Here is a 21,601-nt window from a genome sequence, read left to right on the forward strand (position 1 = left end):
TGGCCCGCCTCCATGCCCGGTGAGCCCCGGACGCGGCGGTCGGTGCCGTTCCCGGCCGTGCGCCGGCTGTTCCCGGGCGGCGCGGCCGTTCTGTCCGGCTGTCAACACGGCCTGTCATGAACCGCAGCGCGGCCCGGGTCTCGTCGGTGCTCAGCTTCGTCTCGGGCCGGCGTTGTGGGCGAACGCCGCCTGATCGGAGAGCGGCACCGCCTGGTTGCGCTGCGGATTGCCGCCCTCGGCGCCCGCGTCGTCCTGCGTCGGCGCTTCGAGCACCTGGGTGTCACCGTCGGACATCCGCTGCGCGAGCAGATCGGCGGTGACCGCGACCCTGGTGTCACCGTCTCCGCCCTGCTTGTCCGACGAAGCGGCGATGCTGGTGAGGGCGAGCAGGCCGGTGGTGCTGCACGTGGATCGGCCGCGCCGAGGCGCACCTTGTCCGACTCCGTCGCCGAGGCCGTCAACTCGGCCCAGGAGTACTTCTTCCTCGGCGGGCCGAGGGCCTTCGCCGCCTGCGGGATCATCATCGGGCAAGCTGTGGCGTCCCATGTCGGTGGTGCCCCTCCTTGAGGATGAACAAGGAAAAGAGGGACCGCTCCATGACCAGTGGTGGTCGCCCCCCGGCCGGTCGAGCATGATCTTCGTACCTGCATTCGAGACCCTGGTCGGACGGGGAGCGGGATGAGATGCGAATGCACAACTGAAGGCGGGTGTACAGGTGGAGGAGGGGCGCGTGGCTGATTCTTTCCCTCAAGAGGACGTGTCGCGGCGGATCCTGCGGTCCGAAACGGTGCTGGTGCTGGCTCTGTCGCTGGGTGCCAGCGGAGTGTCTGCCCTGATTAGTTTTGTCGGATCGCTGACGAAACCGGGGGCCTTGAAGGAGCAGGCCGCGACGCTCAACAGCTCGTACGCTCCAGGACGCCCCTGGCTGGATCTCGCCTGGCAACTCTTCGGCATCGCCACGGCGCTGGTCCCCGTCGCGCTGGTGGCGCATCTGCTGCTCAGGGAGGGGGCGAGCCTGCGCGTCATCGGCTTCGACCGGACCAGGCCCAGGTCGGACCTGGGGCGCGGCGTGTTGATCGCGGCGGCCATCGGTAGCGCCGGCCTCGCCTTCTATCTGCTGGCACGGGCCGCCGGGTTCAACCTCACGGTGGTTCCGGAGTCGCTTCCCGGCGTGTGGTGGAAGTATCCGGTCCTGATCCTCTCCGCGCTGCAGAACTCCGTGGTGGAGGAAGTGATCGTCGTCGGGTATCTGCTGCGCAGACTCGGGCAGTTGGGGTGGACTCCGATGGCCGCCCTGGTGGCGAGTTCGGTGCTGCGCGGCTCATACCACCTCTACCAGGGGATCGGCGGCTTCGTCGGCAACATGGTGATGGGCATCGTCTTCGTGCTGCTGTACCGACGATGGGGACGGGTGGGCCCGCTGGTCGTGGCGCATGCGCTGCTCGACATCGGGGCGTTCGTCGGGTACGCGCTGCTGGCCGGGAAGGTGGGGTGGCTGCCTACGCCGTGAGCAAGTGGCGCGGGAGGAGGGGGCGTACGGATCATTGCGTACGCCCCTCTCCCGTCGGTCAGAAGGTGGTCAGCAGTTCTCCGTCGACGACTGTCACCGCGTTGCCCGTCAGCAGTGTGCGGTCGCCGCGCAGCGACGTGCGGACCAGACCGGAACGGGCGGAGGCCTGCAGGCCGGTCAGCTCGTCACGGCCGAACCGGGCCGACCAGAAGGGGGCCAGGGCGGTGTGGGCGCTGCCGGTGACCGGGTCCTCGTCGATACCGACCCGGGGGAAGAAGCCGCGGGAGACGTAGTCGTAGCCACGGGACGGGTCCTCGGCGGCGGCCGTGGCGATGATGCCGCGCCGTGAGCAGGAGGCCAGCCCGGCGAAGTCCGGGGTCAGTCCGCGCACGGACTCCTCGTCGGCCAGTTCGACGAGCAGGTCGCCGATGTGGGCGCCGGTGTCATGGACGGTCAGTGGTTCCGCGCCCAGGGCGACGGCCAGTCCGGCCGGGGCGGAGGCCGGGGTGAGCGGGGCCGTGGGGAAGTCGAGTGTGAGTGAGCCGTCCGGGTGGGCGGTGGCGGTGAGGATGCCGCAGCGGGCGGCGAAGCGCACCGTTCCGCCGGCCGTTCCGGTCGTGTGCAGGACGTGGGCTGTGGCGAGGGTGGCGTGCCCGCACATGTCCACCTCGGTGGCAGGGGTGAACCAGCGCAGCGCCCAGTCCGCCTCTCCGCCCGGAGGCAGGGGGTGCGCGAAGGCGGTCTCGGAGAGATTCATCTCCAGGGCGACCTGCTGGAGCCGGTCGGCTTCGGGGAAGGCGTCGGAGTCCAGGAGCAGGACGGCCGCGGGGTTGCCGGTGAAGGGGCGGTCGGTGAACGCGTCGACGATTCGGATCCTCATGGGATGACCGTAGGGGTCCTGGACGGCGGCGGACCAAGGCCAATTCCAGGCCGGCGGCTCGGGATGCCGAGAGCCACCCCGGGGCGTTACGGCCGGCGTCCCCACGCGGAGACGAGCGGAGCGGTGGCCAGATCGAGGCGTCCGGTGGCGACGTTCTTCAGATGCCGGTCGATCTCCTCGTCGGTGGCGAGACCGGACGTCACGAGTCGGTCGCGGATCTGGCGCACGGTGGCGGCTTCAAGGACGGTGCACGCCGGGGAGGTGATCGGGAAGTACGCGTCGGCCTGCACGTCGGCCAGACCCGCCTCGCGCAGCAGCCGGGGCAAGGTCCGGCCGTAGGCGAGGTCTGCACCACGGGCCGCCATGAGTTCACGGAAGCCTGACCGGAGACGATTGGCGAGGCGCTGTTCGGGGCCGGACTCGTCGGGGCACAACAGCGGCTGCAACCCGGGGTCGGCGTCCTCCAGGAGGAGTACACCACCGGGGCGCAGCGCCTGAATCATGCGGCGCAGCGCCTCGGCACGGTCGGTGACGTGCACCAGGACCAGCCGGGCATGGACGAGGTCGAAGCCTCCGGGAGGCGGGGGATCGGCGGCGACATCGTGGTGCAGCACCTCGACGACCTCGTCCGCGGCGCCCTGCGCCCACGACACATCGATGTCCGTCGCGACCACCGCGCCGGTCGGACCGACTCGCGCGGCCAGCCCGGCGGGAACGGAGGGGCCACCGGCTCCGACCTCCCAGCACCGCATGCCTGCGGTGATCCCGAGCCGGTCGACATGCCGGAAGGTCACCGGATCGAAGAGTTCGGCGAGGGCGCCGAAGCGGATGCCTGCCTCGGACTGCCGGTTGTCGAGCAGGTAGCCGTGGTCCGGGCCGTGCCCGTGCTCCGGGTCAGGTCCAGTCATGTCGCATCGCCTTCGTCCTGTGCCGTCTCGGGGCAAGTATGCAAGGCCCTTTCGAAGCGATTGCCGTACGACCGGTTCCGATATATCGTTGACGCATCGCGACAGATCAAAGATGGAAGGAGCGTAGCGATGCGTTCACATGGACACGAGCACGAACATGGACACGGACATGGGCACTGCGGGCCCGGTCATCAAGGTCGGGGCGACTTCGAGGGGCGCCGCGCCTTCGGGCAGTTCGGTCCGCCCTTCGGTGGCGGTCCGTTCGGCGGCGGCCCCTTCGGTGGGGGACGCGGTCGTGGAAGCGGCCGGGGAAGGGCGCGTCGCGGCGACGTCCGCGCTTCGATCCTGGCGCTGCTGAAGGACCGGCCGATGCACGGTTACGAGATGATCCAGGAGATCGGCGAGCGCAGCGGCGGGGCCTGGCGTCCCAGCCCCGGCTCGGTCTACCCGACCCTTCAGCTGCTGGAGGACGAGGGTCTGATCGTCAGTGCGAGCGAGGGCGGCAAGAAGCTGTTCACGCTCACCGACAGCGGCCGCACCGAGGCGGAGTCCGGGCCCGAGGCGCCCTGGGAGGAGGCCGGGCGCGGGGTCGACTGGGAGAGCGTGAACGAGATCCGGCAGGCCGGCTTCGGTCTGATGGAGGCGTTCGGCCAGGTCTGGAAGACCGGCTCGGCCGACCAGCGCCAGAAGGCGCTGTCGGTGATCAATGACGCCCGTAAGAAGCTCTATCTGATCCTTGCCGACGAGCACTGACCCGACGGGTGCGGTGCGAGGGGCCCCGCGGCTCGGCCGCGCGGGCCCCTCGTCCGTCCGGAGGCGGTCAGGCGGCGACGAGCCCGCTCAGCTTGCGGAGCGACTCGGCGAGCGCGGCGGTCGCCGAGTCCTTGAGCTTGCCCGCCATGAGGGAGACCGCGGCGCCGGTGAACTCTCCGTCGATGCGGACCGTGGTGGCATCGCCGTCGGGTGTCAGCGAGTAGCGCATGGCCAGATTGACGCCCATGGGGCCCTTGCCCTTGGTGGTCAGCAGCCGGGCGGTCTCCAGCTCCTCCACCGTCCAGGTCACTTCGGCGGGGAAGCCCATGAGCTTCATGTTCTCCTCGTAGGTGGCCGCGAGTTCGAGCGTGGCCGGGCCGCCCTTGGGGAAGCTGGTGTGGGTGGCATTCCACTGGCCGTACGCGGTGAAGTCCGTCAGCTGGGCCCAGACTTTCTCGGCCGGCGCTTCGATCCGCGCCTCGGCACTGACTTCGGCCATGCGACCACCCCTTCTTGTCGGGTTACGGTGTCGCGGAACGTAGCCGCAGTAGCGAGAACATTCAATACTGATGAACCGTCAGACATGCCGGACCCGGCCTGCCTGCCAGATCGGCGCCGCGTCGAAGCGGTCGACCGCGCGCGGGTGCGGGCCGTCGTCATGGCGCTGGAACGCCGCCCGGAACAGGTCGGCGGGCAGGGCGTCGCAGGATGCATGGACCCGGTAGACGTACTTCCGGGCGTCGATCGCCGGCGGGGCGACCATCCATGACACTCCGGCACTCCCATCCGGCCGTCGCAAAAGTGGTGTCGCGTGAGGGACGTGCACGGGGTGGCCCGCGGTTGCTCCGGGAGTGCAAGGCAAGGCGGCGCGCGCCGTCTCCCGGGATCGTATCCATCAATGGCGCGATCTCATCCGTAAGGAGGAGGAACCGCTCTGATGTGCCCAACTTCGGTGGGATACGAAAATGGGCCCCTCCGGGGATGCTCGCGCACCACTGGACTGATGGGGTGAGAGGTGTGCAAAACCGGACGCTGCGGATCCCTCAGCAGCCCGCATCGAACCGTGCTGAGCTCGACGCCATCCTCACTGCGGAGCTGGCTTCGGTGGTGACAGGCGCGCGCAGGCGCGCACTGCGTGACGGCGACCGGGAGATCGACACGGCCCATCTGCTGCACTCCCTCATCGAGTCGGACCCGCAGGTCCGTGCGGCCTTCGACGGTGGGCCGCAGCTCGCCAAGGTGCTCGGCTACCTCGTGCAGCGCTCCATCGGTTACGGGCTCCGCTGGCAGGGCGCCGTGGAGGACTCCGGTGCGCTGCCCATGGTTCCGGAGACGGGGGTGGACGGCTGGTCGCCGTCGGCCGTCTCGGCGATGGAGGGTGCGCGCGGGCGGGCGGAACTGCGCGGTGACCCGCGGGCCGGGGGTCTTGATCTGCTCGCCGCGCTGGCGGCGGACCAGGAGTGCCGAGCCGTCGAGGTGCTGGAACGCGCCGGTGTCGACGCGGCGCTGCTCGCGGACCGGATCGCGAAGGCCTCCCGGCAGAGCTGACGGCGGGGGCGTGATCCGTATGACGTGCATGACAGTGGTGACCATGGTGACGGTCCTGACGGCAGCTGTCATGATGTCCCGATGCACGCGTCTCAGGGGAGGAGCGCCGGCCTGGGACTAGCCCTGGCCTCGGCGTTCGCATTCGGTGGTTCAGGGGTGGCGGCCAAGCCGCTGATCGAGGCGGGGCTCGACCCGCTGCATGTGGTGTGGCTACGGGTGGCCGGCGCCGCTCTCGTCATGCTGCCCGTGGCCTGGCGCCACCGGGATCTCGTACGCAGTCGGCCGGTGCTGCTGCTGGGCTTCGGACTGCTCGCCGTCGCGGGCGTCCAGGCCTGCTACTTCGCCGCGATCTCCCGTATCCCGGTCGGCGTGGCGCTGCTGGTCGAGTACCTGGCGCCCGCGCTCGTCCTCGGCTGGGTCCGGTTCGTCCAGCGTCGTCCGGTCACCCGGGCCGCCGCGGTCGGCGTCGTCCTCGCGGTCGGGGGCCTCGCCTGTGTGGTCGAGGTGTGGTCCGGGCTGAGCTTCGACGCCGTCGGGCTGCTGCTCGCCCTCGGCGCCGCGTGCTGCCAGGTCGGCTACTTCGTCCTCTCCGACCAGGGGAGTCAGGACAGTGCGGCGGGCGCGGAGCCTCCGCATCCGGTGGGCGTCATCGCCTACGGACTGCTGATCGGCGCGGTCGTCCTCACCGTGATCGCACGGCCCTGGGGCATGGACTGGTCCCTGCTCGGCGGCAGCGCGGCCATGAACGGGACGGATGTGCCCGCGTGGCTGCTGCTCGTCTGGATCGTGCTGCTCGCCACCGTGATCGCCTACGTCACCGGTGTGATCTCGGTGCGGCTGCTCTCCCCGGCAGTGGCCGGTGTCGTCGCCTGTCTGGAGGCGGTCATCGCGACCGTGCTCGCCTGGGTCCTGCTCGGCGAACATCTTTCCGCGCCCCAGCTCATCGGTGGTTCCTTGGTGTTGACAGGGGCGTTCATCGCCCAGTCGTCGACGCCGAAGGCGCCTTCCGGGCCCGTGGCATCGGGGCCGGGTGAGGCGCGGGGCCAAGGGGAGTACGAGGACCGCGGTGTGGCGCGGAGTGGGGGCCGTGCGGCGGCGGCCGAGGGGGAGTTGTCCGCCGAGCGTGCCGCCACGTAATGTGCCGATCATGCACTCGACCGTACTTCCGCCGCCTGTCGCCTAGCGCGGGCGGACACTCCTGACGAAGACCGGGCTCGGGCAGTCCCCGAGCAGATCGTCGCTGCCCGCGTGCGGAGCCGAGCGATCATCGTCCTGTCTTTTTTGTGGAGAAGTCACGTGTCGAATCCTGCTGCCGACCTGCCCGTCGGGCGGAGCCTGTTCTATCTGATCGTTGCCGGAGTGGCCTGGGGTACCGCGGGGGCTGCCGCTTCGCTGATCTTCCGGGTCAGCGACCTCGGCCCTCTCGCCCTCTCGTTCTGGCGTTGCGCAGGCGGCCTGGTGCTGCTCCTTGCCGCGCTCGTCCTGCGGCCCCGGCGCTCCCTCGCCCCCGCCGAGCCGCGGCGGCGCCGGCTGCTGCGCATCCTCGGGACCGGTGTCGGCCTCACCGTGTTCCAGAGCGCGTACTTCGCGGCCGTGGAGGCGACCGGCCTCGCGGTCGGGACCGTGGTCACGCTGGGCGCTGGGCCGGTGCTCATCGCGGTCGGTGCGCGACTGACCATGGGGGAGCGGCTGGGCGGCGGCGGACTTGCCGCAGTGGTGGGCGCGCTCGCCGGGCTCGCCGTGCTGGTGCTCGGCGGTGACGGCGGTACGGTGCGGCCCGCCGGGGTCGCGCTGGCGCTGCTCTCCGCTGCTGGTTACGCCGCCATCACCCTGCTGACCCGGTGGCTCGGCCGCGACGGCGGTGGCTCCGACGCGCTCGCCACCAGTGCCTGGGCGTTCGGGATCGGGGCACTCGGGCTGCTGCCGATGGCGGCAGCCGAAGGGCTCGTGCCGCACACCGCGGACGCCGCCCAGGTGGTGTGGCTGCTGGTGTACGTGGCAGCTGTCCCGACCGCGCTCGCCTACGCGCTCTATTTCGCGGGCGCGGCGGTGGTGCGGGCCGCGACCGTGTCCGTGATCATGCTACTCGAACCGGTGAGCGCCGCGGTGATCGCCGTTGCCGTGCTCCGTGAGCAGCTCACCGCGGCCACGGTCGTCGGCACACTGCTGCTGCTCACAGCGGTGGCGGGGCTCGCCGTTGCCGAGACGCGCAGTGCGTCGAACGCCCGCCGCCGGGCGGCCGTTCCGGTCTGACGCCGGCCGCCTGACCGCGGACCCGCCGTCCGGCCGTCCGCGCGTTCGGTCGTCCGGGAGTGCGGGCCCACCCCCTCGTAGCGGGCCCGCACTCCCGGAAGGCGGTCAGAGAACAGTCAGATAGTCGGGCACCGCGATGGCTGGATCGAGATCGTCCGACGGCTGCGGCGCACGGTAGCCGCGGGCCAGCGGCACGACGCCCGCCCAGTGCGGCAGTGCCAGATCGTCCGGATCGTCGTTCGGGCCGCCGGTCCGCACCTTCGCGGAGACCTCGTCGAGATCGAGCCGGATCACGGCCGTCGCGGCGAGCTCCTTCTCGTTGGCCGGACGGGAGTCGGCGGTCCTGCCCGGAACGACATGGTCGACGATCGCGTCGAGCGCGGTGCGCCGCTCCTGCGGGTCGGTGACCGTACGGGCGACGCCATGGACCACCACGGAGCGGTAGTTGATCGAGTGATGGAAGGCGGAGCGGGCCAGCACAAGACCGTCGACATGCGTCACCGTGAGACAGACGGGCAGCCCGGGGTCCGCCTGGCCGGCCGCCCGGAGCGGTCGGGAGCCGGTCGAACCGTGTACGTACAGCCGCTCACCGATCCGGCCGAACAGCGTCGGCAGGACGACCGGTGCTCCGTCGCGTACGAAGCCGAGATGGCAGAGATATGCCTCGTCGAGTATCGAATGGACCAGCTCCCGGTCGTACGAGGCGCGCTCCCGGGAACGGGTCGGGACGGTCCGCTCGGTCGGTTCGTACGGGGCTGCTGCCTCCGGGCCCGTGGTCTGCGGCGATGCGGTGTCCGGCATTGCGACTCCATTGCACTAGTGCATAACTCTGTTTGTGCTAGAAGGCTATCGGATCGTCGGGCGACGTGCATCGGAAATTGCTGCGAGTCTGGAGGGTGCGGTCGGGGCGGGTGAGCTCGCGACAGGGCAAGTGCTACCGCCCATGAAGGAGTTGGCGGCCCGTCTGGAGGTCAATCCCGATACGGTGGCGGCCGCCTCCGCCCCCTGCGCGAGCGCGGGGTGATCGAGACGGCCGGGCGGAGGGGGAGCCGGGTGCGCCTGCGCCCCGCCAGTACGGTGCGCGGCTCGCTCGGGGTCGAGGCGCCGCCCGGCGTGCGGGATCTGGGGGAGGGCAACCCGGACCCGGCGTTGCTGCCGCCGCTGGACGGGGCGTTCGCAGCGGCGGCGCGCGTACGCGAATCGGCCAGGAATGTACGGGGAGGCACCCGTGGATCCGGACTTCGAGGCTCTGGTGCGTGCCGCTCTCGACGCCGACGGTGTGCCGGCCGGGCCCGTGGCCGTCGCGTCCGGATCCCTGGACGCGATCGAGCGGGTGCTGGTCGCCCACCTCAAGCCCGGTGACGCGGTCGCCGTCGAGGATCCCGCGCGACGCACCGCACCTGACGCCGCGCACTGATGATCCACCAGGGATTACGGGGCAGCCCTCAGGGGCGTGGTGCGGGCTTGGGCGTACGGGCCCTGCTCTGGGTGAGGGCGGCTCCTGCCAGGACGATCAGTGCGCCGACCGGGGTGTTCCAGCTCAGCTGCTCGCCGAGCACGGCGACCCCGGCCGCGGTGGCGATGACCGGAATGAAGTACGTGACCATCTGCGCGGTCGTCGGGCCGACCTCCTCGACCAGCCCGTACTGCAGCAGCACCGCAAGTCCCGTACCGAGCGCCCCCAGGGCGAGGACGGCGAGCGTCGGCAGCAGTGGGAAGCCGTCGGGCGCCGATGTGAACAGCGGGGTGACCAGCGCGATCTGCACCGTGCCGAGGAAGAGCTGGCTGCCGGTCAGGGCAAGGGTGGACGAGCCGCTGCCCGCCAGTGTCCGGCGGACGTAGATCCAGCCGATCGGATAGCTGAGGGAGGCGAGGAGCGCCATCGCCGTGCCGCTGAAGTCCAGTCCGGAGAAGCCCTGCCAGGCGCCCAGCACGGTCAGCACGCCGAGGAAGCCGAGACCGAGGCCGGCGACGCGGCGACGGGTCGGCCGGTCCTCGGAGAGCGCTACGAGCGACAGCGCCATGCCCCACAGCGGCGAGGTGGCGTTGCAGATGCCGGCCAGCGTCGACGGGATGGTCAGTTCGGAGTAGGCGAAGAGCGAGAACGGCAGTGCGTTGAGGAAGAACGCCGCCACGGCGAGATGACCCCAGGTGCGGGCGGTGCGGGGCAGCCGCTCGCGGCGCACCACCATGGCGACGGCGAGCACCGCCGTACCCGAGAGCAGGCGGCCGAGGGTGACCTGGAACGGGGCGTACCCCTCGGTGCCGACCTTGATCAGGAGAAAGCTGAAGCCCCAGATGAGTGAGAGCGCCCCGAAGCGGATCCGCCAGTCCAGTGCGGGGCGGCGGGCGGAGGTGGCCGCAGGAGCGGAGACCGGGGTGGCGGCCGCAGGGGTGGTTGTCAAGGCCGGGGCGGGTGGCACGGTGGCAGTGCTCGGCACGGGATCGGCATTGGTGGTCACGGCAGCGGCGGTCATGACAGCAACAATGACGAATTCAACCGCGTAGGACAAGTGAGACTTTGTGCGAGCATTCGCGTAGCATTGCTTACATGTTGAACTTGGAGCGCTTGCGGACCCTGGACGCCCTCGCCCGGTTCGGTTCGGTCAGTGGCGCGGCCGATGACCTGCATGTCACCACGTCAGCGGTCTCCCAGCAGCTGGCGAAGCTGGAACGCGAGGTGGGGCAGCAGCTCCTCGCCAAGAACGGCCGCGGGGTCCGGCTCACCGACGCGGGAAGGCTGCTCGCCGACCATGCCGCGAAGATCCTGTCCCAGGTGGAACTGGCCCAGTCCGACATCGAGGCCCAGCGCGGCGAGGTGGTGGGTGAGGTCCGACTGGCGGCCTTTCCGACCGCGGCACGCGGACTGTTCCCCGCGACGCTTGCCTCACTGCGCGCGGACCACCCCGAACTGAGGGTACGCACAGCGGAATTGGAACCCGAGGCCGGAATCCGTGCCGTGCTGCGGGGAGATTTCGACCTGGCGGTGGTGCTCGACTGGAGCAACAAGAGGCTGCCGGTTCCTGGCGGTCTCACCATGGCCGAACTGCTCGACGACGCGCCGGACATAGCGATGCCCGCCGACCACCCGCTCGCGGGCCGGGCGGAGATCGATCTGGAGGACTTCGCCGACGACGACTGGATCTCCTGGCCGGAGGGCGAGTTCTGCCACGACTGGCTGATGTTCACTCTGCGTTCGAAGGGAATCGAACCGCGCATCGCCCATCTCGCGGGCGAGCACCACACCCAGCTCGCGCTGATCGCCGCCGGGGTGGGCGTCTGTGTGGCGCCCCGGCTGGGCCGGGGTGTGGTGCCGGACGGGGTACGGCTCGTGCCCGTGCGGCAGAAGATGCGGCGCCATGTGCACGCCGTGTGGCGGACGGACGCGGACCGCCGCCCGTCGATCAGGGCAGCAGTCATGGCGCTGCGGGCGGCGGGCCGGGATCTGGACGCACCGCTGAACGGCGACGGCGGGGACTGATCCGGGTGGGACGCACCGCGCCCACGTCAGGGAGACGGGGGCGCAGTGGCCGGCACCTCAGCTCAGGTCAGCCAGCTTCCGGAAGTCCCACGACGTGACCGTCTGCGGAGTGAGCCGCAGCCACGCGTGTCGTCCGTCGTGCGGCATGACGTCCATTCCGAAGTACTTCGCCGCGAACAACCTCTCCGGCCCGACCAATTCGGGGCAGTCCTCGCCCGTGCGCGGGGCCTCGCCGACGAAGACCGCCTCGCCGGACAGCTCGACGCCGCGCAGCTCACCGTATTCGGCGCCGTCGTCGACGACCACGGCCATCCTCGGGTCGTGGCGCAGCTGGGACGAGCGCAGGCTCCGGGTGATCGAGTACAGCCACAGCGACGCACCGTCCCAGACGAACCAGAGTGCGCCGATGTGCGGGCGGCCGTCCGCGGAGACGGTGGCGACCCGGCAGGTGCGCTGCTCCGCGAGATAGGTGTCGCGTTCTGCCTCCGTCATCATGATCCGACGGCCCCGTCGCTGGATGACGGTCATGGGACGCCTCCTTCAGCTGGCTGACCATGTGTCAGAAATCATGGAGCCTCTTCCCTCCTGGCGCAATGGCCGTTAGCCTCGCGCGCCCGGTCCGTCAGGAGAGGTCCGTCACCTCGAATTACCGAGAGGGGCAGCCGTGCCGCCCAGGGAACAGCTTGCCGAGCAGCTCGATCCTGCCACCACCGTCCTGCTGACGGTCGAGTGCCAGCAGGGTGTCGTGGGCCCGGACAGCGCACTGCCCGAACTCGCCGAGGAAGTCCTGACCTCCGGCGTCCTGCACAACATCGCCCGATTGGTCGCCGCCGCCCACGAGGCCGGAGTCCAGGTGCTGCACGCGGTCGCCGAACGACGCCCCGACGGGCGCGGCGCCAACCGCAACGCCCGCCTCTTCCGGGCCGCCGGCCGACTGCCCGTACAACAGCACTCCGGAACCACGGCGGTCAGGATCGCCGCACCCATCGAGGTGGCGGACGAGGACATCGTCGTACGCCGACTCCACGGCCTGTCACCCATCGCCGGCACGGACGTGGACGCCCTGCTGCGCAATCTCGGGTGCCGCACGCTCGTCGTCGTCGGGGTCTCCGCCAACGTCGCCATCCCCAATGCTGTCTTCGACGCGGTGAATCTCGGCTACACGGCGGTCGTGCCGTCCGATGCCATCGCGGGGGTGCCATCCGACTACACCCCCGCGATGATCCGCAACACGCTCGCGCTCGTTGCCACCGTCACCACCACGCGGGAGGTGCTGGGCTGCTGGCAGAGCCCCCGAAGGGCTACGACGCGAGCATGATCGAGTCGCCCTCGACCGTGATCGTCGCGGCGGGCAGTGGCTCGGTGGCGGGGCCGCCCGACACATCGCCCGTCGCCGCGTCGAACTTGCTGCCGTGGCAGGGGCAGTTGATGGTGCCGTCCGAGACGCTCGTCACCGCGCATCCCCTATGGGTGCACTTCGACGAGAACGCCTTGAACTCCCCGGACTTCGGCTGCGTCACCACAACACCCTCGTCGGCGAAGATCTTCCCGCCGCCCTCCGGGATGTCCGCGGTCTTCGCGAGAAGGTTCCCGCCCTTGCCGGTCGGGCCATCGCCGGTCGCACCCTTGGCCGGCTCGACGGTATTCGAGCCGCCCGAGTCCTTCGAGCTTCCGCACGCGGTGAGTACGGCTGCCACCCCGGCTGCACCGACGCCTGCGACAACGGTGCGACGCCCGAGACGGACCTCGTGCTCCTGCGATGCGTTCATGCTGGCTTTCCCTTCCGCGGTGTTCATGACTTCGACCAGGGGTACGCGCCGCCGGGCCCGCATGTTCAATGGCTCAGGGACTTCTTGAGGAAGTCCCGCTCCAGCAGCAACAGGTTGCTCGCCGTCTCCTCCTGCGTGACCAGGTGGCTCGTTCCGGAGAGCGGCAGCACGGTGTGCGGCCGCCCCGCGGCCAGCAGGGCTGCGGAGAACCGCAGCATGTGGGCGACGGCGACATTGTCATCGGCACATCCATGCACCAGCATGAGCGGCCGCGTCAGCCGATGCGCCTCGGAGAGCAGCGAATTGCGCTCGTACGTCTCCGGCTCCACATCCGGATGGCCGAGAAACCGTTCCTCCCAATGGGTGTCGTACAGCCGCCGGTCGGTCGGCGCCGCACCCGCGACGGCCGCGTGGAAGACCTCCGGGTGACGCAGCACTGCCGCGGCTGCGAGATAGCCGCCGAACGACCATCCACGCATCGCCACCCGCCCCAGGTCCAACTGCGGGTGCCGTGCCGCCGCCGCGTGCAGCGCGTCGATCTGATCCTCCAGGACAGCCGTCAGCCGGTCGCCCCGCACCGACTTCTCCCAGGCCTCGCCCCGCCCCGGAGTGCCCCGACCGTCCGTCACCAGCACCGCGAACCCCTGCTCGGCGAACCACTGGGCGGCTGCGGTCCACCAGCTGCGCACCGGCAGGACCAGCTGCAGACCGTGGCCCGCGTAGGGGCTGAGCAAGACGGGCAGCGGGCCGTCACCCGGTTGGTGCCACGACGGCAGATACAGGCTGGTGCGGAGCTCCCGCACCCCGAGCTTCAGCGCGAGTGGCCGCGGGGTGACCACGGGAGCTTCGGCGAGGACCGCGATCCGTCCCACGCGTGCGCCGTCGCGCAGCACGGCCACCGTCTGTCCCTCCGGGGTCCGGCTGTCCAGCACGACCGTGGGGCCGCCCACCGCGACCGTGTGCACGCCGGGCACCTCGGTCAGGCGCAGGGGGGCGTTCCCGGGCGCCCCGGCCGCGTACGACCAGACATGGATCTCGGTCGGCTCCTCGCTCGCGGTGAAGAACACCCGCTCGCCGATGGCGCCGACGACCTCACGGACCTCCAGTCCCGGCGGTGTCGTACGGCCGCCGATTTCCAGCCCCTGGGTGTCGCCGCCCGGCTGCGCGGGAACGACGAGCGCCCCGGACGGAAGGCGCAGCGGCGTTCCAGTCCGGAGTGCGACCCATGCGCGGTCATGGGCGCGGTGCAGGGGAAGGGTCCCTCCCGTGGCCGGATCCACCGCCAGGACGTACACCGAACGCTGGTCGCGCGTCTGCACCGAGACCACGGGCCCGTGCATGTCCCAGTCGGCCGTCGCGACGTACTCGAACGCCGGGTCCGTCCACGTCCCCCCGGGGTGGTCCGGTCCGGCCGCCGCGGGCAGCCGGACCGCGACCCGTTCGCCCGACACCCGCACGAGGTGCAGCGACACCTCCGCGTTCGCCGTGCCGGCGGCCGGGTATGCGATCACGCGCGGCGGCCGCGCCGGATCGGCCGGATCGCTGAGGTACCTGCGCTGCACCATGGACGTGTCGACGCGCGCCACCAGCAGCGCATCGCCGGACGGCGACCACCAATAGCCGCGCTGTCGTCCGAGCGACTCGGCCGACACGTGGTCGGAGAGCCCGTACGTGACATGCTCCGGCTCCTCCGGGGTGGCCGCCGGGCGGTCGTCCGTCCCGTCGCTCCGTACGAGCCGCAGCGCGCCCCCGCAGACGTACGCGATCAAGGCGCCGTCGGGCGAAGGCCGCGGATCGACCACCGGGCCGGCGGTGGCGATCCGGCGCGGGGCGGTGCCGTCCGTCCGCACCACCCACAACCCACCCTGGAGTGCGAAAGCAGCGATCCGGACACCAGCGTCCGTCGCGTACGACACCACCCCCGACGACATCTCGCGGGCCCGCTCCCGGCGCGACAGCTCCTCCTGAGGCACCTCGCCGCCGTCCCCGTCCTCGCGCCGCACAGCCGCCGGGTCGGCGAGCATCCGCTCCGCGCCGTCCTCGTACAGCCACAACCGGCTCACCGGGTCGGTGCCGCCCGTAGTCCTTATGAACAGCACCCGTTCGCCGTCGGGTGAGACAGTGAACTGCCGGGGCACTCCGAGCGAGAAGCGCCTGGTACGGGCGGACTGGAGCGGCAGGCCGTCGGAGTTGGTCCCGGCGGCTTCGTTCGTCGTCATTTCGGTTTTCCTCCTGGTGGTGATCGGCTGCTCTCGACAGCTGCTTCGACCGGCTGCGAAATCCGTTCAGGCCTGTCCGGTGCACCCCAGTAACCCGGGGCGATGCTCACCGAAGTCACAGCGACCCGCTGTGCCACGCCTCTGTCTGAGGGCGGCTCGTTCCCGGGCATCGTCGAGGCCGACGATCCGGTACGTACGTCAAGTGCGCCCCGAGCCCGGGCCTCTGATGGGCCATTCGGTGGCTCATAGGATCCTGACCTGCGGCAGGGCAGGTGTCGGTGCCTGTCAGGGGCCTGGTCGGCCTCGGGCTTTTGGGCGGCCACGCGGGGGCGTTCCGGCGTCGGATCGCTGTCAGGTGCGGCGTGTGTCCGGGTGCCGGCCGAGGTCGATGCCGTTGTGGACCGCTACGCCGACCATCTGCCCTTTTCGCTGAATCAGCCCGACGCTTTTGCGGCAGAGGTGATTTCGAGTTCATGAAATCCAGCGAAAGCAGCGTGATACGGGGCACGAATGTCCCGAAATCGCCGTGAACATCTCTCTGCCTGAGGCCGCTGTCCGCGACGACTCCAGCAGGGGGCCTCAAGTAAGGGGAAATCCTTGGTGATTCGCCCTTGGGGAAATCAATCTGCGGCAGGAATCGAGCGACAGCGTACTCCGGCGCACAACAAGGGGAATTCGAAACCGATATGACAGTAGCATAAACCACCGATACCCTCAATGCGCTCTGTTGGTACCGGCATCCATCGTCTTGAATCGAATTGGGAGAGATGGACCACCCGGATCATTCGACCCGTCAGGACCCCTCGATCCGCCAGTGCTTTCCCTCGGATGACCGACCCTTCGGTAAGGGCCGGCCGGACATCCTCCGTGAGACGCGGACCGTTCCGCCATGCCGCGTCTCACGGCTTCGTGAGGCCTCAATCGCCTGTCACAGCGGTCCCGCTGCGCGCTCGACCGCTGTGACGGCTCACCGGTTCCATCCCGGCTTCACATCCCGTCGGAGACGCCCGGGACATTCCGTGAAGCCACGGAACCCGTACCACTCACGGTCCGCCGCACCACTCCTGCCACGGCAGTACAACGAGCGCAAGGAGACCCGTCATGCCAACTCTCACCTCGCTGACACCCACTCAGAGCCACAACGGGATCACCCTCACTCTGACCGGCACAAGCCTGTCGGGCACGACCAAGGTCAACTTCGGAACGAAGAAGATCAACCCCGCCTCCGTCAGCGCCACCACCGTCACTGTCGCCATCCCGGCGCAGTGCGGTGGCCAGGTCAACGTCAGCGTCACTGCGGGCACCACGACCAGCAACTCGCTCTCGTTCTTCTACATCGACCCCCCGGCGCCCACTGCTCTCAGTGCCAACACCGGGCCTGCGACCGCCACATCTCTGAGCGTCCTCGGCAGTGGCTTGCTGACCGCGACCGCGGTGACGTTCGGCGCCGTGGGCGACGGCACCGGGCTGACCGTCGTCTCGGACAGCGAGTTAACCGTCACCTGCCCCGCGCACGACGCCTTCGGCGGTGCCAGCTTCGACACGGTGGACTGCACCGTCACCACCGCCGGCGGTACCAGCATCCCGCTCGGCGCCCCCACCCAGTACACCTACTACGACGTCCCGACCGTCACCGGCCTGGCTCCCACATCAGGACTGGTCGGTGACGACACCACCGTCACCGGCGCGAATCTGGTGGACGTCAGCATCGTGACCTTCACCCCCACGGCCGGCGGTGCCGCGGTTCAGGCCGACTTCTCGAGCTTCGCCGACACCACCCTCGTCGCCACCGTCCCCTCGGGACTCGCGGCGGGCACGTACAACGTTCGGGCAACCACTCCCGGCGGCCAGACCGCGATCGTCGCCGGCGACGTCTACACCGTCGACTAGTTCCCAGGCCCCACCCGGGGCCAACGGGTCGTCAGCACCCGCCGGTTCGCATCGGGGACGACCTGATGAGCGCCGAGGGTGAACCCGCTGCGCCCTGGCCGACTCACGTCAGTCAGGGCGCCGCATCCTGAGGAGACCAGGAAGGAACAGGTCATGGCCCCGCTAGTGACCAGTCTCGATCCCAACAAGGGACCGATCGCGGGAGGCACGGCGGTAACAATCAACGGCAGTGGTTTCACCGGGGTCACCGCCGTCAGGTTCGGAACCGCCCCGGCCTCGTTCACGGTGATCAGCACCACCCAGATCATCGCCACCTCGCCGGCGGGCTTCGGGACGGTGAACGTCACGGTCGTCGCGGCAGCGGGCACGAGCAACGGCTTCGCCTACTCCTATGTCGCGATTCCGGCGCTCAGCTCTCTGACGCCCGGCCGGGGACCGACCTCGGGGGGAAACACGGTCACCCTCACCGGTACCAACCTGTCAGCGGCCACTTCGGTGCAGTTCGGTACGAGCCCTGCCGTCATCACCGGCAACTCCGCCACCCAGATCATCGTCACCGCGCCGACGGCACCGGCCGCTCCCGCAGACGTCAGCGTCACCACGGCGGGCGGCGTCAGCAATCCATTGCCGTACTTCTACATCCCGGCCCCGACCATCAGCCTGCTCGGCCCCGACAAGGGCCCGCTCTCCGGTGGAAACACCGTCACCATCACAGGTACCAACCTGACTCTGACCAGCACGGTCCGCTTCGGGGCCGTTGCGGCCACCGGTGTCACTGTCGACTCCGACAGCCAGGTCTTCGCGAACGCGCCCAGCGGATCGGGCTCGGTGACCGTCACCGTCACCACGTCGGGCGGCACCAGCACGCCCCGGCTGGGCACCGTCTACTACACATACCTCGCGGTTCCGGCCGTCAGCAGCCTCAACCCCTCATCGGGCCCCGCCCTCGGCGGGACCACCGTCACCCTCACCGGCAGCGGGCTGACCTACGCCGACGAAGTGCGCTTCGGGAGTGTTCCGGTGCCGTTCACCGCCGTCTCCGACACGCAGATCATCGCTGTCGCCCCGGGAGGGGCGCCGGGCACAGTGACGGTGGTCGTGCGCACCCCGGCAGGCACGGCCTCGGGAATCCCGTACCAGTACGTCACCTGAAGCACAGCCCGCGGGAGGGGATCAATCCGTACGTCCTGCGTGATCATCGAGGCACGGTTCGTGCCAGGTTCTGGTGGAAGGGGGGCTTCGGTCCGCACCTGTTCCCCGTGAAGACCGGATGCCGGGCCCGATAGCCTGGGAAAATGCTCACAGAAGTCACCGCGACCCGCTACGTCACACCCCTACGGGAGGGCGGGTCCCTGCCCGGAATCGTCGAAGCCGACGATTTGGGCACCTACGTCATGAAGTTCACCGGCGCAGGGCAGGGCCGCAAGACCCTCGTCGCGGAGGTCATCTGCGGGGAGCTCGGCCGACGACTGGGACTGCGGGTCCCGGAACTCGTCACGATCCAGCTCGACCCGGTCATCGGGCTCGCGGAGCCGGACCAGGAGGTGCAGGAGCTGCTCAAGGCGAGCGGCGGGCTGAATCTCGGAATGGACTATCTGCCCGGTTCGATCGGGTTCGATCCGCTCGCCTACCAGGTGGACCCGGCAGAGGCCGGGAAGATCGTCTGGTTCGATGCGTTGATCAACAATGTCGACCGATCGTGGCGGAACCCGAACATGCTGGTCTGGCACAGCGATGTCTGGCTCATCGACCACGGCGCCACGATGATCTGGCACCACAACTGGCCGGGTGCACAGGCATCGGCCGCCAAGCCGTACAACGCCTCCGACCATGTTCTCGCGCCCTTCGGCCCGGACATCGCGGCCGCGGCCGCGGAGCTCGCCCCACTCGTCACCGAACAGCTGCTGACCGAGGTGACCGCCGAGGTGCCCGACGAGTGGCTGGTCGACGAGCCCGGCTTCGACACGACCGACGCGCTGCGCCGCGCCTATGTGGAGCCGCTGCTGGCACGCGCCGCCACCATTCATGATCGGATCGCGATGGACGCGCCCACGAAGACCAAGCCGTCCCAGGCGCCGGGGTGGCTCACCGAGCACCTGGCACCGTGGCCGCACCCCACCAAGAAGGATCGGGCCGAGAAGGCCGGGGCCGAGCAGACCGGGTCGGACCTGACCGGTACCGCGCAGAGCAGCAAGGACGGCGGCCGGTGAGCGAGCGCGAGGTCTTCGAGTACGCGCTGCTGCGCGTCGTGCCCCGGGTCGAGCGCGGTGAGTGCTTCAACGCGGGTGTGCTGGTGTACTGCCGCGCCAAGTCATTCGTCGCCGCCCGTACGTATCTCGACGAGAACAAGCTGAAGGCCCTGGACCCGCATGCCGACGTGGTCGGCGTGCGGGCGGCGCTGCGGGCCGTCGAGGGCGTCTGCGACGGTGGCGACGCGGCAGGACAGGCTGCCTGTGACGATGCGGGCCGGCGCTTTCGCTGGCTGATCGCCCCGCGCTCCACGGTCGTTCAGCCGAGTGCCGTGCACAGCGGTCTCACCACGGATCCGGAGGCCGAGGTCGAGCGGCTGCTCGACCTGCTGGTGCGGTGATCCGGCAACTGTCGGCGCCGCCTTGCCCACCTGGGGCCGCGGCGCCGACGGGTGTGACATGCGCTGCTGTCCTTGTGGGCCGTTGACACCGAGTGCCAGGGCTTCTAGCGTCTCGTCTGCTGAAGGTACTAAGCGGTTGCTCAGTTATCGGGAACTTCCTGACGTCCGCTGAGCCGCGATCCAAGGGCGAGGAGAACCAAGCATGTCCACCACCGAGCAGCGCGTCGCCATCGTGACGGGAGCGGCGCGGGGCATTGGCGCCGCCACCGCGGTACGCCTGGCGGCCGAGGGCCGCGCCGTCGCCGTACTCGACCTCGACGAGGCGGCCTGCAAGGACACCGTCGAGAAGATCACCGCCGCCGGGGGCACCGCCCTCGCCGTCGGCTGCGACGTGTCGGACAGCGCCCAGGTGGAGGCCGCCGTGGCGCGTGTCGCCGCCGAGCTCGGCGCCCCGACGATCCTCGTCAACAACGCGGGCGTGCTCCGCGACAACCTGCTCTTCAAGATGAGCGAGTCCGACTGGGACACCGTGATGAACGTGCACCTCAAGGGGGCGTTCCTGATGGCCAAGGCCGTCCAGAAGCACATGGTGGACGCCAAGTTCGGCCGTATCGTCTCGCTGTCCTCCTCCTCCGCGCTCGGCAACCGCGGCCAGGCCAACTACTCCGCGGTCAAGGCCGGTCTGCAGGGCTTCACCAAGACCCTCGCCAAGGAGCTCGGCAAGTTCGGCATCACCGCCAACGCTGTCGCGCCCGGCTTCATCGTCACCGAGATGACAGCGCAGACCGCGGCCCGGGTGGGCATGGGCTTCGAGGAGTTCCAGGCCGCCGCAGCCACTCAGATCCCCGTGCAGCGCGTCGGCCGCCCCGAGGACATCGCCAACGCCATCGCCTTCTTCACGGGCGAGGAGGCCGGCTTCGTCTCCGGTCAGGTCATGTACGTCGCCGGCGGACCGCTCAACTGACCCGAAGGGCAACGGAGATCATGACTGTGCAGGACAGTGGGAAGGTCGCGCTGATCACGGGCGCGAGCCGGGGGATCGGGTACGGGATAGCCGAGGCGCTCGTCGCCCGCGGTGACCGGGTGTGCATCACCGGGCGCGGTGAGGACGCGCTCAAGGAGGCCGTCGAGAAGCTGGGCTCCGACCGGGTCATCGGCGTCGCCGGCAAGGCGCACGACGAGGCGCACCAGGCGGCGGCTGTCGAGCGCACCATGGAGGCGTTCGGCCGCGTCGACTTCCTGGTCAACAACGCCGGTACGAACCCGGTCTTCGGCCCGATGGCGGAACTCGACCTGGCTGTCGCCCGCAAGGTCTACGAGACCAATGTGATCTCGGCGCTCGGCTTCGCCCAGCAGACCTGGAAGGCCTGGCAGAAGGAGAACGGCGGGGCGATCGTCAATATCGCCTCGGTAGCCGGTGTCTCCCCCTCGCCGTTCATCGGCGCGTACGGCATGAGCAAGGCCGCCATGGTCAACCTGACCCTTCAGCTGGCGCACGAGTTCGCACCGGTCGTGCGGGTCAACGCCATCGCCCCCGCGGTCGTGAAGACCAGGTTCGCCTCGGCGCTGTACGAGGGCCGTGAGGCGGAGGCCGCCGCGGCCTATCCGCTCGGCCGGCTCGGTGTCCCCGAGGACATCGGTGGCGCCGCAGCGTTCCTCACGTCGAACCAGTCCGACTGGATCACGGGACAGACGCTGGTGGTCGACGGAGGTATCTTCCTGAACGCGGGAGTGGGCTGAGCACAGCCTGAGCCGGTTTGGCCCTGATTGCCTCAAGTGCCCCGTCGGGCCTATGGATTG

The 21,601-nt window shown here is 69.9% G+C and carries 22 protein-coding genes and 3 pseudogenes; 15 read left to right on the forward strand and 10 right to left on the reverse strand.

What is annotated here, in order from left to right; all coding sequences use genetic code 11:
- Positions 1 to 168: 168 nt before the first annotated feature.
- Positions 169 to 518 (reverse strand): annotated as a pseudogene (locus OHA88_RS36840) (hypothetical protein); the annotation flags it as partial.
- Between the two features lie 212 nt (positions 519 to 730).
- Between OHA88_RS36840 and OHA88_RS36845 the strand changes: the two are divergent.
- A complete protein-coding gene (locus OHA88_RS36845) occupies positions 731 to 1,510 on the forward strand; it encodes a CPBP family intramembrane glutamic endopeptidase (protein WP_328628680.1) in 780 nt (259 codons plus the stop codon).
- Between the two features lie 58 nt (positions 1,511 to 1,568).
- Here OHA88_RS36845 and OHA88_RS36850 read toward each other — a convergent pair whose 3' ends face one another.
- Together OHA88_RS36850 and OHA88_RS36855 are read right to left on the reverse strand one after the other, a co-directional pair.
- Positions 1,569 to 2,390 carry a PhzF family phenazine biosynthesis protein gene (locus tag OHA88_RS36850; RefSeq protein WP_328628681.1) on the reverse strand — a complete coding sequence of 274 codons (822 nt, stop codon included), beginning with the start codon at positions 2,388 to 2,390 and terminating at the stop codon, positions 1,569 to 1,571.
- Positions 2,391 to 2,476: 86 nt separating this feature from the next.
- Positions 2,477 to 3,298: a class I SAM-dependent methyltransferase gene (locus OHA88_RS36855; RefSeq protein WP_328628682.1), complete on the reverse strand. Its 822-nt coding sequence runs from the start codon at positions 3,296 to 3,298 to the stop codon at positions 2,477 to 2,479.
- Between the two features lie 129 nt (positions 3,299 to 3,427).
- On the opposite strand from OHA88_RS36855, the gene OHA88_RS36860 reads away from it, so the two are divergent.
- The gene (locus OHA88_RS36860; protein ID WP_328628683.1) at positions 3,428 to 4,051 is read left to right on the forward strand and encodes a PadR family transcriptional regulator; all 624 of its coding nucleotides are present in this window, start codon (positions 3,428 to 3,430) and stop codon (positions 4,049 to 4,051) included.
- 67 nt (positions 4,052 to 4,118) lie between these two features.
- Here the strand turns inward: OHA88_RS36860 and OHA88_RS36865 are convergent, their stop codons facing one another.
- Together OHA88_RS36865 and OHA88_RS36870 are read right to left on the reverse strand one after the other, a co-directional pair.
- Positions 4,119 to 4,550, reverse strand: a complete 432-nt coding sequence (locus OHA88_RS36865; RefSeq protein WP_030979538.1) for a type II toxin-antitoxin system Rv0910 family toxin — start codon at positions 4,548 to 4,550, stop codon at positions 4,119 to 4,121.
- A 78-nt stretch (positions 4,551 to 4,628) separates the two neighbouring features.
- The gene (locus OHA88_RS36870) at positions 4,629 to 4,814 is read right to left on the reverse strand and encodes a hypothetical protein (RefSeq protein ID WP_443044320.1); all 186 of its coding nucleotides are present in this window, start codon (positions 4,812 to 4,814) and stop codon (positions 4,629 to 4,631) included.
- Positions 4,815 to 5,068: 254 nt separating this feature from the next.
- On the opposite strand from OHA88_RS36870, the gene OHA88_RS36875 reads away from it, so the two are divergent.
- The 3 genes from OHA88_RS36875 to OHA88_RS36885 all read left to right on the forward strand — a co-directional run bounded on the left by OHA88_RS36875 (position 5,069) and on the right by OHA88_RS36885 (position 7,852).
- A complete protein-coding gene (locus OHA88_RS36875) occupies positions 5,069 to 5,599 on the forward strand; it encodes a Clp protease N-terminal domain-containing protein (RefSeq protein WP_328628685.1) in 531 nt (176 codons plus the stop codon).
- An 81-nt stretch (positions 5,600 to 5,680) separates the two neighbouring features.
- The gene (locus OHA88_RS36880; RefSeq protein ID WP_328628686.1) at positions 5,681 to 6,736 is read left to right on the forward strand and encodes an EamA family transporter; all 1,056 of its coding nucleotides are present in this window, start codon (positions 5,681 to 5,683) and stop codon (positions 6,734 to 6,736) included.
- 159 nt (positions 6,737 to 6,895) lie between these two features.
- Positions 6,896 to 7,852: a DMT family transporter gene (locus tag OHA88_RS36885; protein WP_328628687.1), complete on the forward strand. Its 957-nt coding sequence runs from the start codon at positions 6,896 to 6,898 to the stop codon at positions 7,850 to 7,852.
- Between the two features lie 105 nt (positions 7,853 to 7,957).
- Here OHA88_RS36885 and OHA88_RS36890 read toward each other — a convergent pair whose 3' ends face one another.
- A complete protein-coding gene (locus tag OHA88_RS36890) occupies positions 7,958 to 8,653 on the reverse strand; it encodes a pyridoxamine 5'-phosphate oxidase family protein (RefSeq protein WP_328628688.1) in 696 nt (231 codons plus the stop codon).
- 34 nt (positions 8,654 to 8,687) lie between these two features.
- Here OHA88_RS36890 and OHA88_RS36895 point away from each other — a divergent pair.
- Positions 8,688 to 9,236, forward strand: a pseudogene (locus OHA88_RS36895) (GntR family transcriptional regulator); the annotation flags it as partial.
- A gap of 61 nt (positions 9,237 to 9,297) precedes the next feature.
- On the opposite strand, the gene OHA88_RS36900 reads toward OHA88_RS36895, so the two are convergent.
- Complete coding sequence (locus OHA88_RS36900) at positions 9,298 to 10,329, reverse strand: DMT family transporter (RefSeq protein WP_328628689.1); 1,032 nt, start codon at positions 10,327 to 10,329, stop codon at positions 9,298 to 9,300.
- Positions 10,330 to 10,403: 74 nt separating this feature from the next.
- On the opposite strand from OHA88_RS36900, the gene OHA88_RS36905 reads away from it, so the two are divergent.
- Positions 10,404 to 11,333, forward strand: coding sequence for a LysR family transcriptional regulator (locus OHA88_RS36905; RefSeq protein ID WP_328628690.1), 930 nt, complete (start codon positions 10,404 to 10,406; stop codon positions 11,331 to 11,333).
- Between the two features lie 57 nt (positions 11,334 to 11,390).
- On the opposite strand, the gene OHA88_RS36910 is transcribed toward OHA88_RS36905, so the two are convergent.
- Positions 11,391 to 11,861, reverse strand: a complete 471-nt coding sequence (locus OHA88_RS36910) for a pyridoxamine 5'-phosphate oxidase family protein (protein ID WP_267006308.1) — start codon at positions 11,859 to 11,861, stop codon at positions 11,391 to 11,393.
- A gap of 136 nt (positions 11,862 to 11,997) precedes the next feature.
- On the opposite strand from OHA88_RS36910, the gene OHA88_RS36915 reads away from it, so the two are divergent.
- Entirely contained in the window at positions 11,998 to 12,651 is a 654-nt protein-coding gene (locus tag OHA88_RS36915) for a cysteine hydrolase (RefSeq protein ID WP_328628691.1), read from the forward strand.
- Here the strand turns inward: OHA88_RS36915 and OHA88_RS36920 are convergent.
- Positions 12,635 to 13,102 carry a Rieske (2Fe-2S) protein gene (locus tag OHA88_RS36920; RefSeq protein ID WP_328628692.1) on the reverse strand — a complete coding sequence of 156 codons (468 nt, stop codon included), beginning with the start codon at positions 13,100 to 13,102 and terminating at the stop codon, positions 12,635 to 12,637. The genes OHA88_RS36915 and OHA88_RS36920 overlap by 17 nt on opposite strands.
- A 65-nt stretch (positions 13,103 to 13,167) precedes the next feature.
- Entirely contained in the window at positions 13,168 to 15,321 is a 2,154-nt protein-coding gene (locus OHA88_RS36925; RefSeq protein WP_328628693.1) for a S9 family peptidase, read from the reverse strand.
- 102 nt (positions 15,322 to 15,423) lie between these two features.
- Here OHA88_RS36925 and OHA88_RS44725 point away from each other — a divergent pair.
- The 7 genes and pseudogenes from OHA88_RS44725 to OHA88_RS36955 form a co-directional block, all read left to right on the forward strand.
- A pseudogene (locus tag OHA88_RS44725) lies at positions 15,424 to 15,507 on the forward strand (HipA family kinase); the annotation flags it as partial.
- A 915-nt stretch (positions 15,508 to 16,422) separates the two neighbouring features.
- Positions 16,423 to 17,211, forward strand: a complete 789-nt coding sequence (locus OHA88_RS36930) for an IPT/TIG domain-containing protein (RefSeq protein WP_267006312.1) — start codon at positions 16,423 to 16,425, stop codon at positions 17,209 to 17,211.
- A 153-nt stretch (positions 17,212 to 17,364) separates the two neighbouring features.
- Positions 17,365 to 18,363 carry an IPT/TIG domain-containing protein gene (locus OHA88_RS36935; protein ID WP_328628694.1) on the forward strand — a complete coding sequence of 333 codons (999 nt, stop codon included), beginning with the start codon at positions 17,365 to 17,367 and terminating at the stop codon, positions 18,361 to 18,363.
- Positions 18,364 to 18,506: 143 nt separating this feature from the next.
- Positions 18,507 to 19,421, forward strand: coding sequence for a HipA family kinase (locus OHA88_RS36940; RefSeq protein WP_328628695.1), 915 nt, complete (start codon positions 18,507 to 18,509; stop codon positions 19,419 to 19,421).
- On the forward strand, positions 19,418 to 19,801 hold the full coding sequence (locus OHA88_RS36945; protein ID WP_326602398.1) for a DUF3037 domain-containing protein: 384 nt from the start codon (positions 19,418 to 19,420) through the stop codon (positions 19,799 to 19,801). The genes OHA88_RS36940 and OHA88_RS36945 overlap by 4 nt, the downstream gene beginning before the upstream one ends.
- Positions 19,802 to 20,003: 202 nt before the next feature.
- Positions 20,004 to 20,765, forward strand: a complete 762-nt coding sequence (fabG, locus tag OHA88_RS36950; protein ID WP_267006316.1) for a 3-oxoacyl-ACP reductase FabG — start codon at positions 20,004 to 20,006, stop codon at positions 20,763 to 20,765.
- Positions 20,766 to 20,785: 20 nt separating this feature from the next.
- Positions 20,786 to 21,541, forward strand: a complete 756-nt coding sequence (locus tag OHA88_RS36955; RefSeq protein ID WP_328628696.1) for an SDR family oxidoreductase — start codon at positions 20,786 to 20,788, stop codon at positions 21,539 to 21,541.
- Positions 21,542 to 21,601 lie beyond the last annotated feature (60 nt).

This window comes from Streptomyces sp. NBC_00353 (assembly GCF_036108815.1).
Classification (GTDB): Bacteria; Actinomycetota; Actinomycetes; order Streptomycetales; family Streptomycetaceae; genus Streptomyces.

What these genes read in the sequence shown, in the direction of transcription:
- fabG (WP_267006316.1), top strand. Translation starts at nt 20,004, where the DNA reads ATGTCCACCACCGAGCAGCGCGTCGCCATCGTGACGGGAGCGGCGCGG.
- OHA88_RS36880 (WP_328628686.1), top strand. Translation starts at nt 5,681, where the DNA reads ATGCACGCGTCTCAGGGGAGGAGCGCCGGCCTGGGACTAGCCCTGGCC.
- OHA88_RS36920 (WP_328628692.1), bottom strand. Translation starts at nt 13,102, where the DNA reads ATGAACGCATCGCAGGAGCACGAGGTCCGTCTCGGGCGTCGCACCGTT.
- OHA88_RS36870 (WP_443044320.1), bottom strand. Translation starts at nt 4,814, where the DNA reads ATGGTCGCCCCGCCGGCGATCGACGCCCGGAAGTACGTCTACCGGGTC.
- OHA88_RS36890 (WP_328628688.1), bottom strand. Translation starts at nt 8,653, where the DNA reads ATGCCGGACACCGCATCGCCGCAGACCACGGGCCCGGAGGCAGCAGCC.
- OHA88_RS36855 (WP_328628682.1), bottom strand. Translation starts at nt 3,298, where the DNA reads ATGACTGGACCTGACCCGGAGCACGGGCACGGCCCGGACCACGGCTAC.
- OHA88_RS36865 (WP_030979538.1), bottom strand. Translation starts at nt 4,550, where the DNA reads ATGGCCGAAGTCAGTGCCGAGGCGCGGATCGAAGCGCCGGCCGAGAAA.
- OHA88_RS36940 (WP_328628695.1), top strand. Translation starts at nt 18,507, where the DNA reads ATGCTCACAGAAGTCACCGCGACCCGCTACGTCACACCCCTACGGGAG.
- OHA88_RS36910 (WP_267006308.1), bottom strand. Translation starts at nt 11,861, where the DNA reads ATGACCGTCATCCAGCGACGGGGCCGTCGGATCATGATGACGGAGGCA.
- OHA88_RS36905 (WP_328628690.1), top strand. Translation starts at nt 10,404, where the DNA reads ATGTTGAACTTGGAGCGCTTGCGGACCCTGGACGCCCTCGCCCGGTTC.
- OHA88_RS36850 (WP_328628681.1), bottom strand. Translation starts at nt 2,390, where the DNA reads ATGAGGATCCGAATCGTCGACGCGTTCACCGACCGCCCCTTCACCGGC.
- OHA88_RS36860 (WP_328628683.1), top strand. Translation starts at nt 3,428, where the DNA reads ATGCGTTCACATGGACACGAGCACGAACATGGACACGGACATGGGCAC.
- OHA88_RS36930 (WP_267006312.1), top strand. Translation starts at nt 16,423, where the DNA reads ATGCCAACTCTCACCTCGCTGACACCCACTCAGAGCCACAACGGGATC.
- OHA88_RS36925 (WP_328628693.1), bottom strand. Translation starts at nt 15,321, where the DNA reads ATGACGACGAACGAAGCCGCCGGGACCAACTCCGACGGCCTGCCGCTC.
- OHA88_RS36900 (WP_328628689.1), bottom strand. Translation starts at nt 10,329, where the DNA reads ATGACCGCCGCTGCCGTGACCACCAATGCCGATCCCGTGCCGAGCACT.
- OHA88_RS36935 (WP_328628694.1), top strand. Translation starts at nt 17,365, where the DNA reads ATGGCCCCGCTAGTGACCAGTCTCGATCCCAACAAGGGACCGATCGCG.
- OHA88_RS36955 (WP_328628696.1), top strand. Translation starts at nt 20,786, where the DNA reads ATGACTGTGCAGGACAGTGGGAAGGTCGCGCTGATCACGGGCGCGAGC.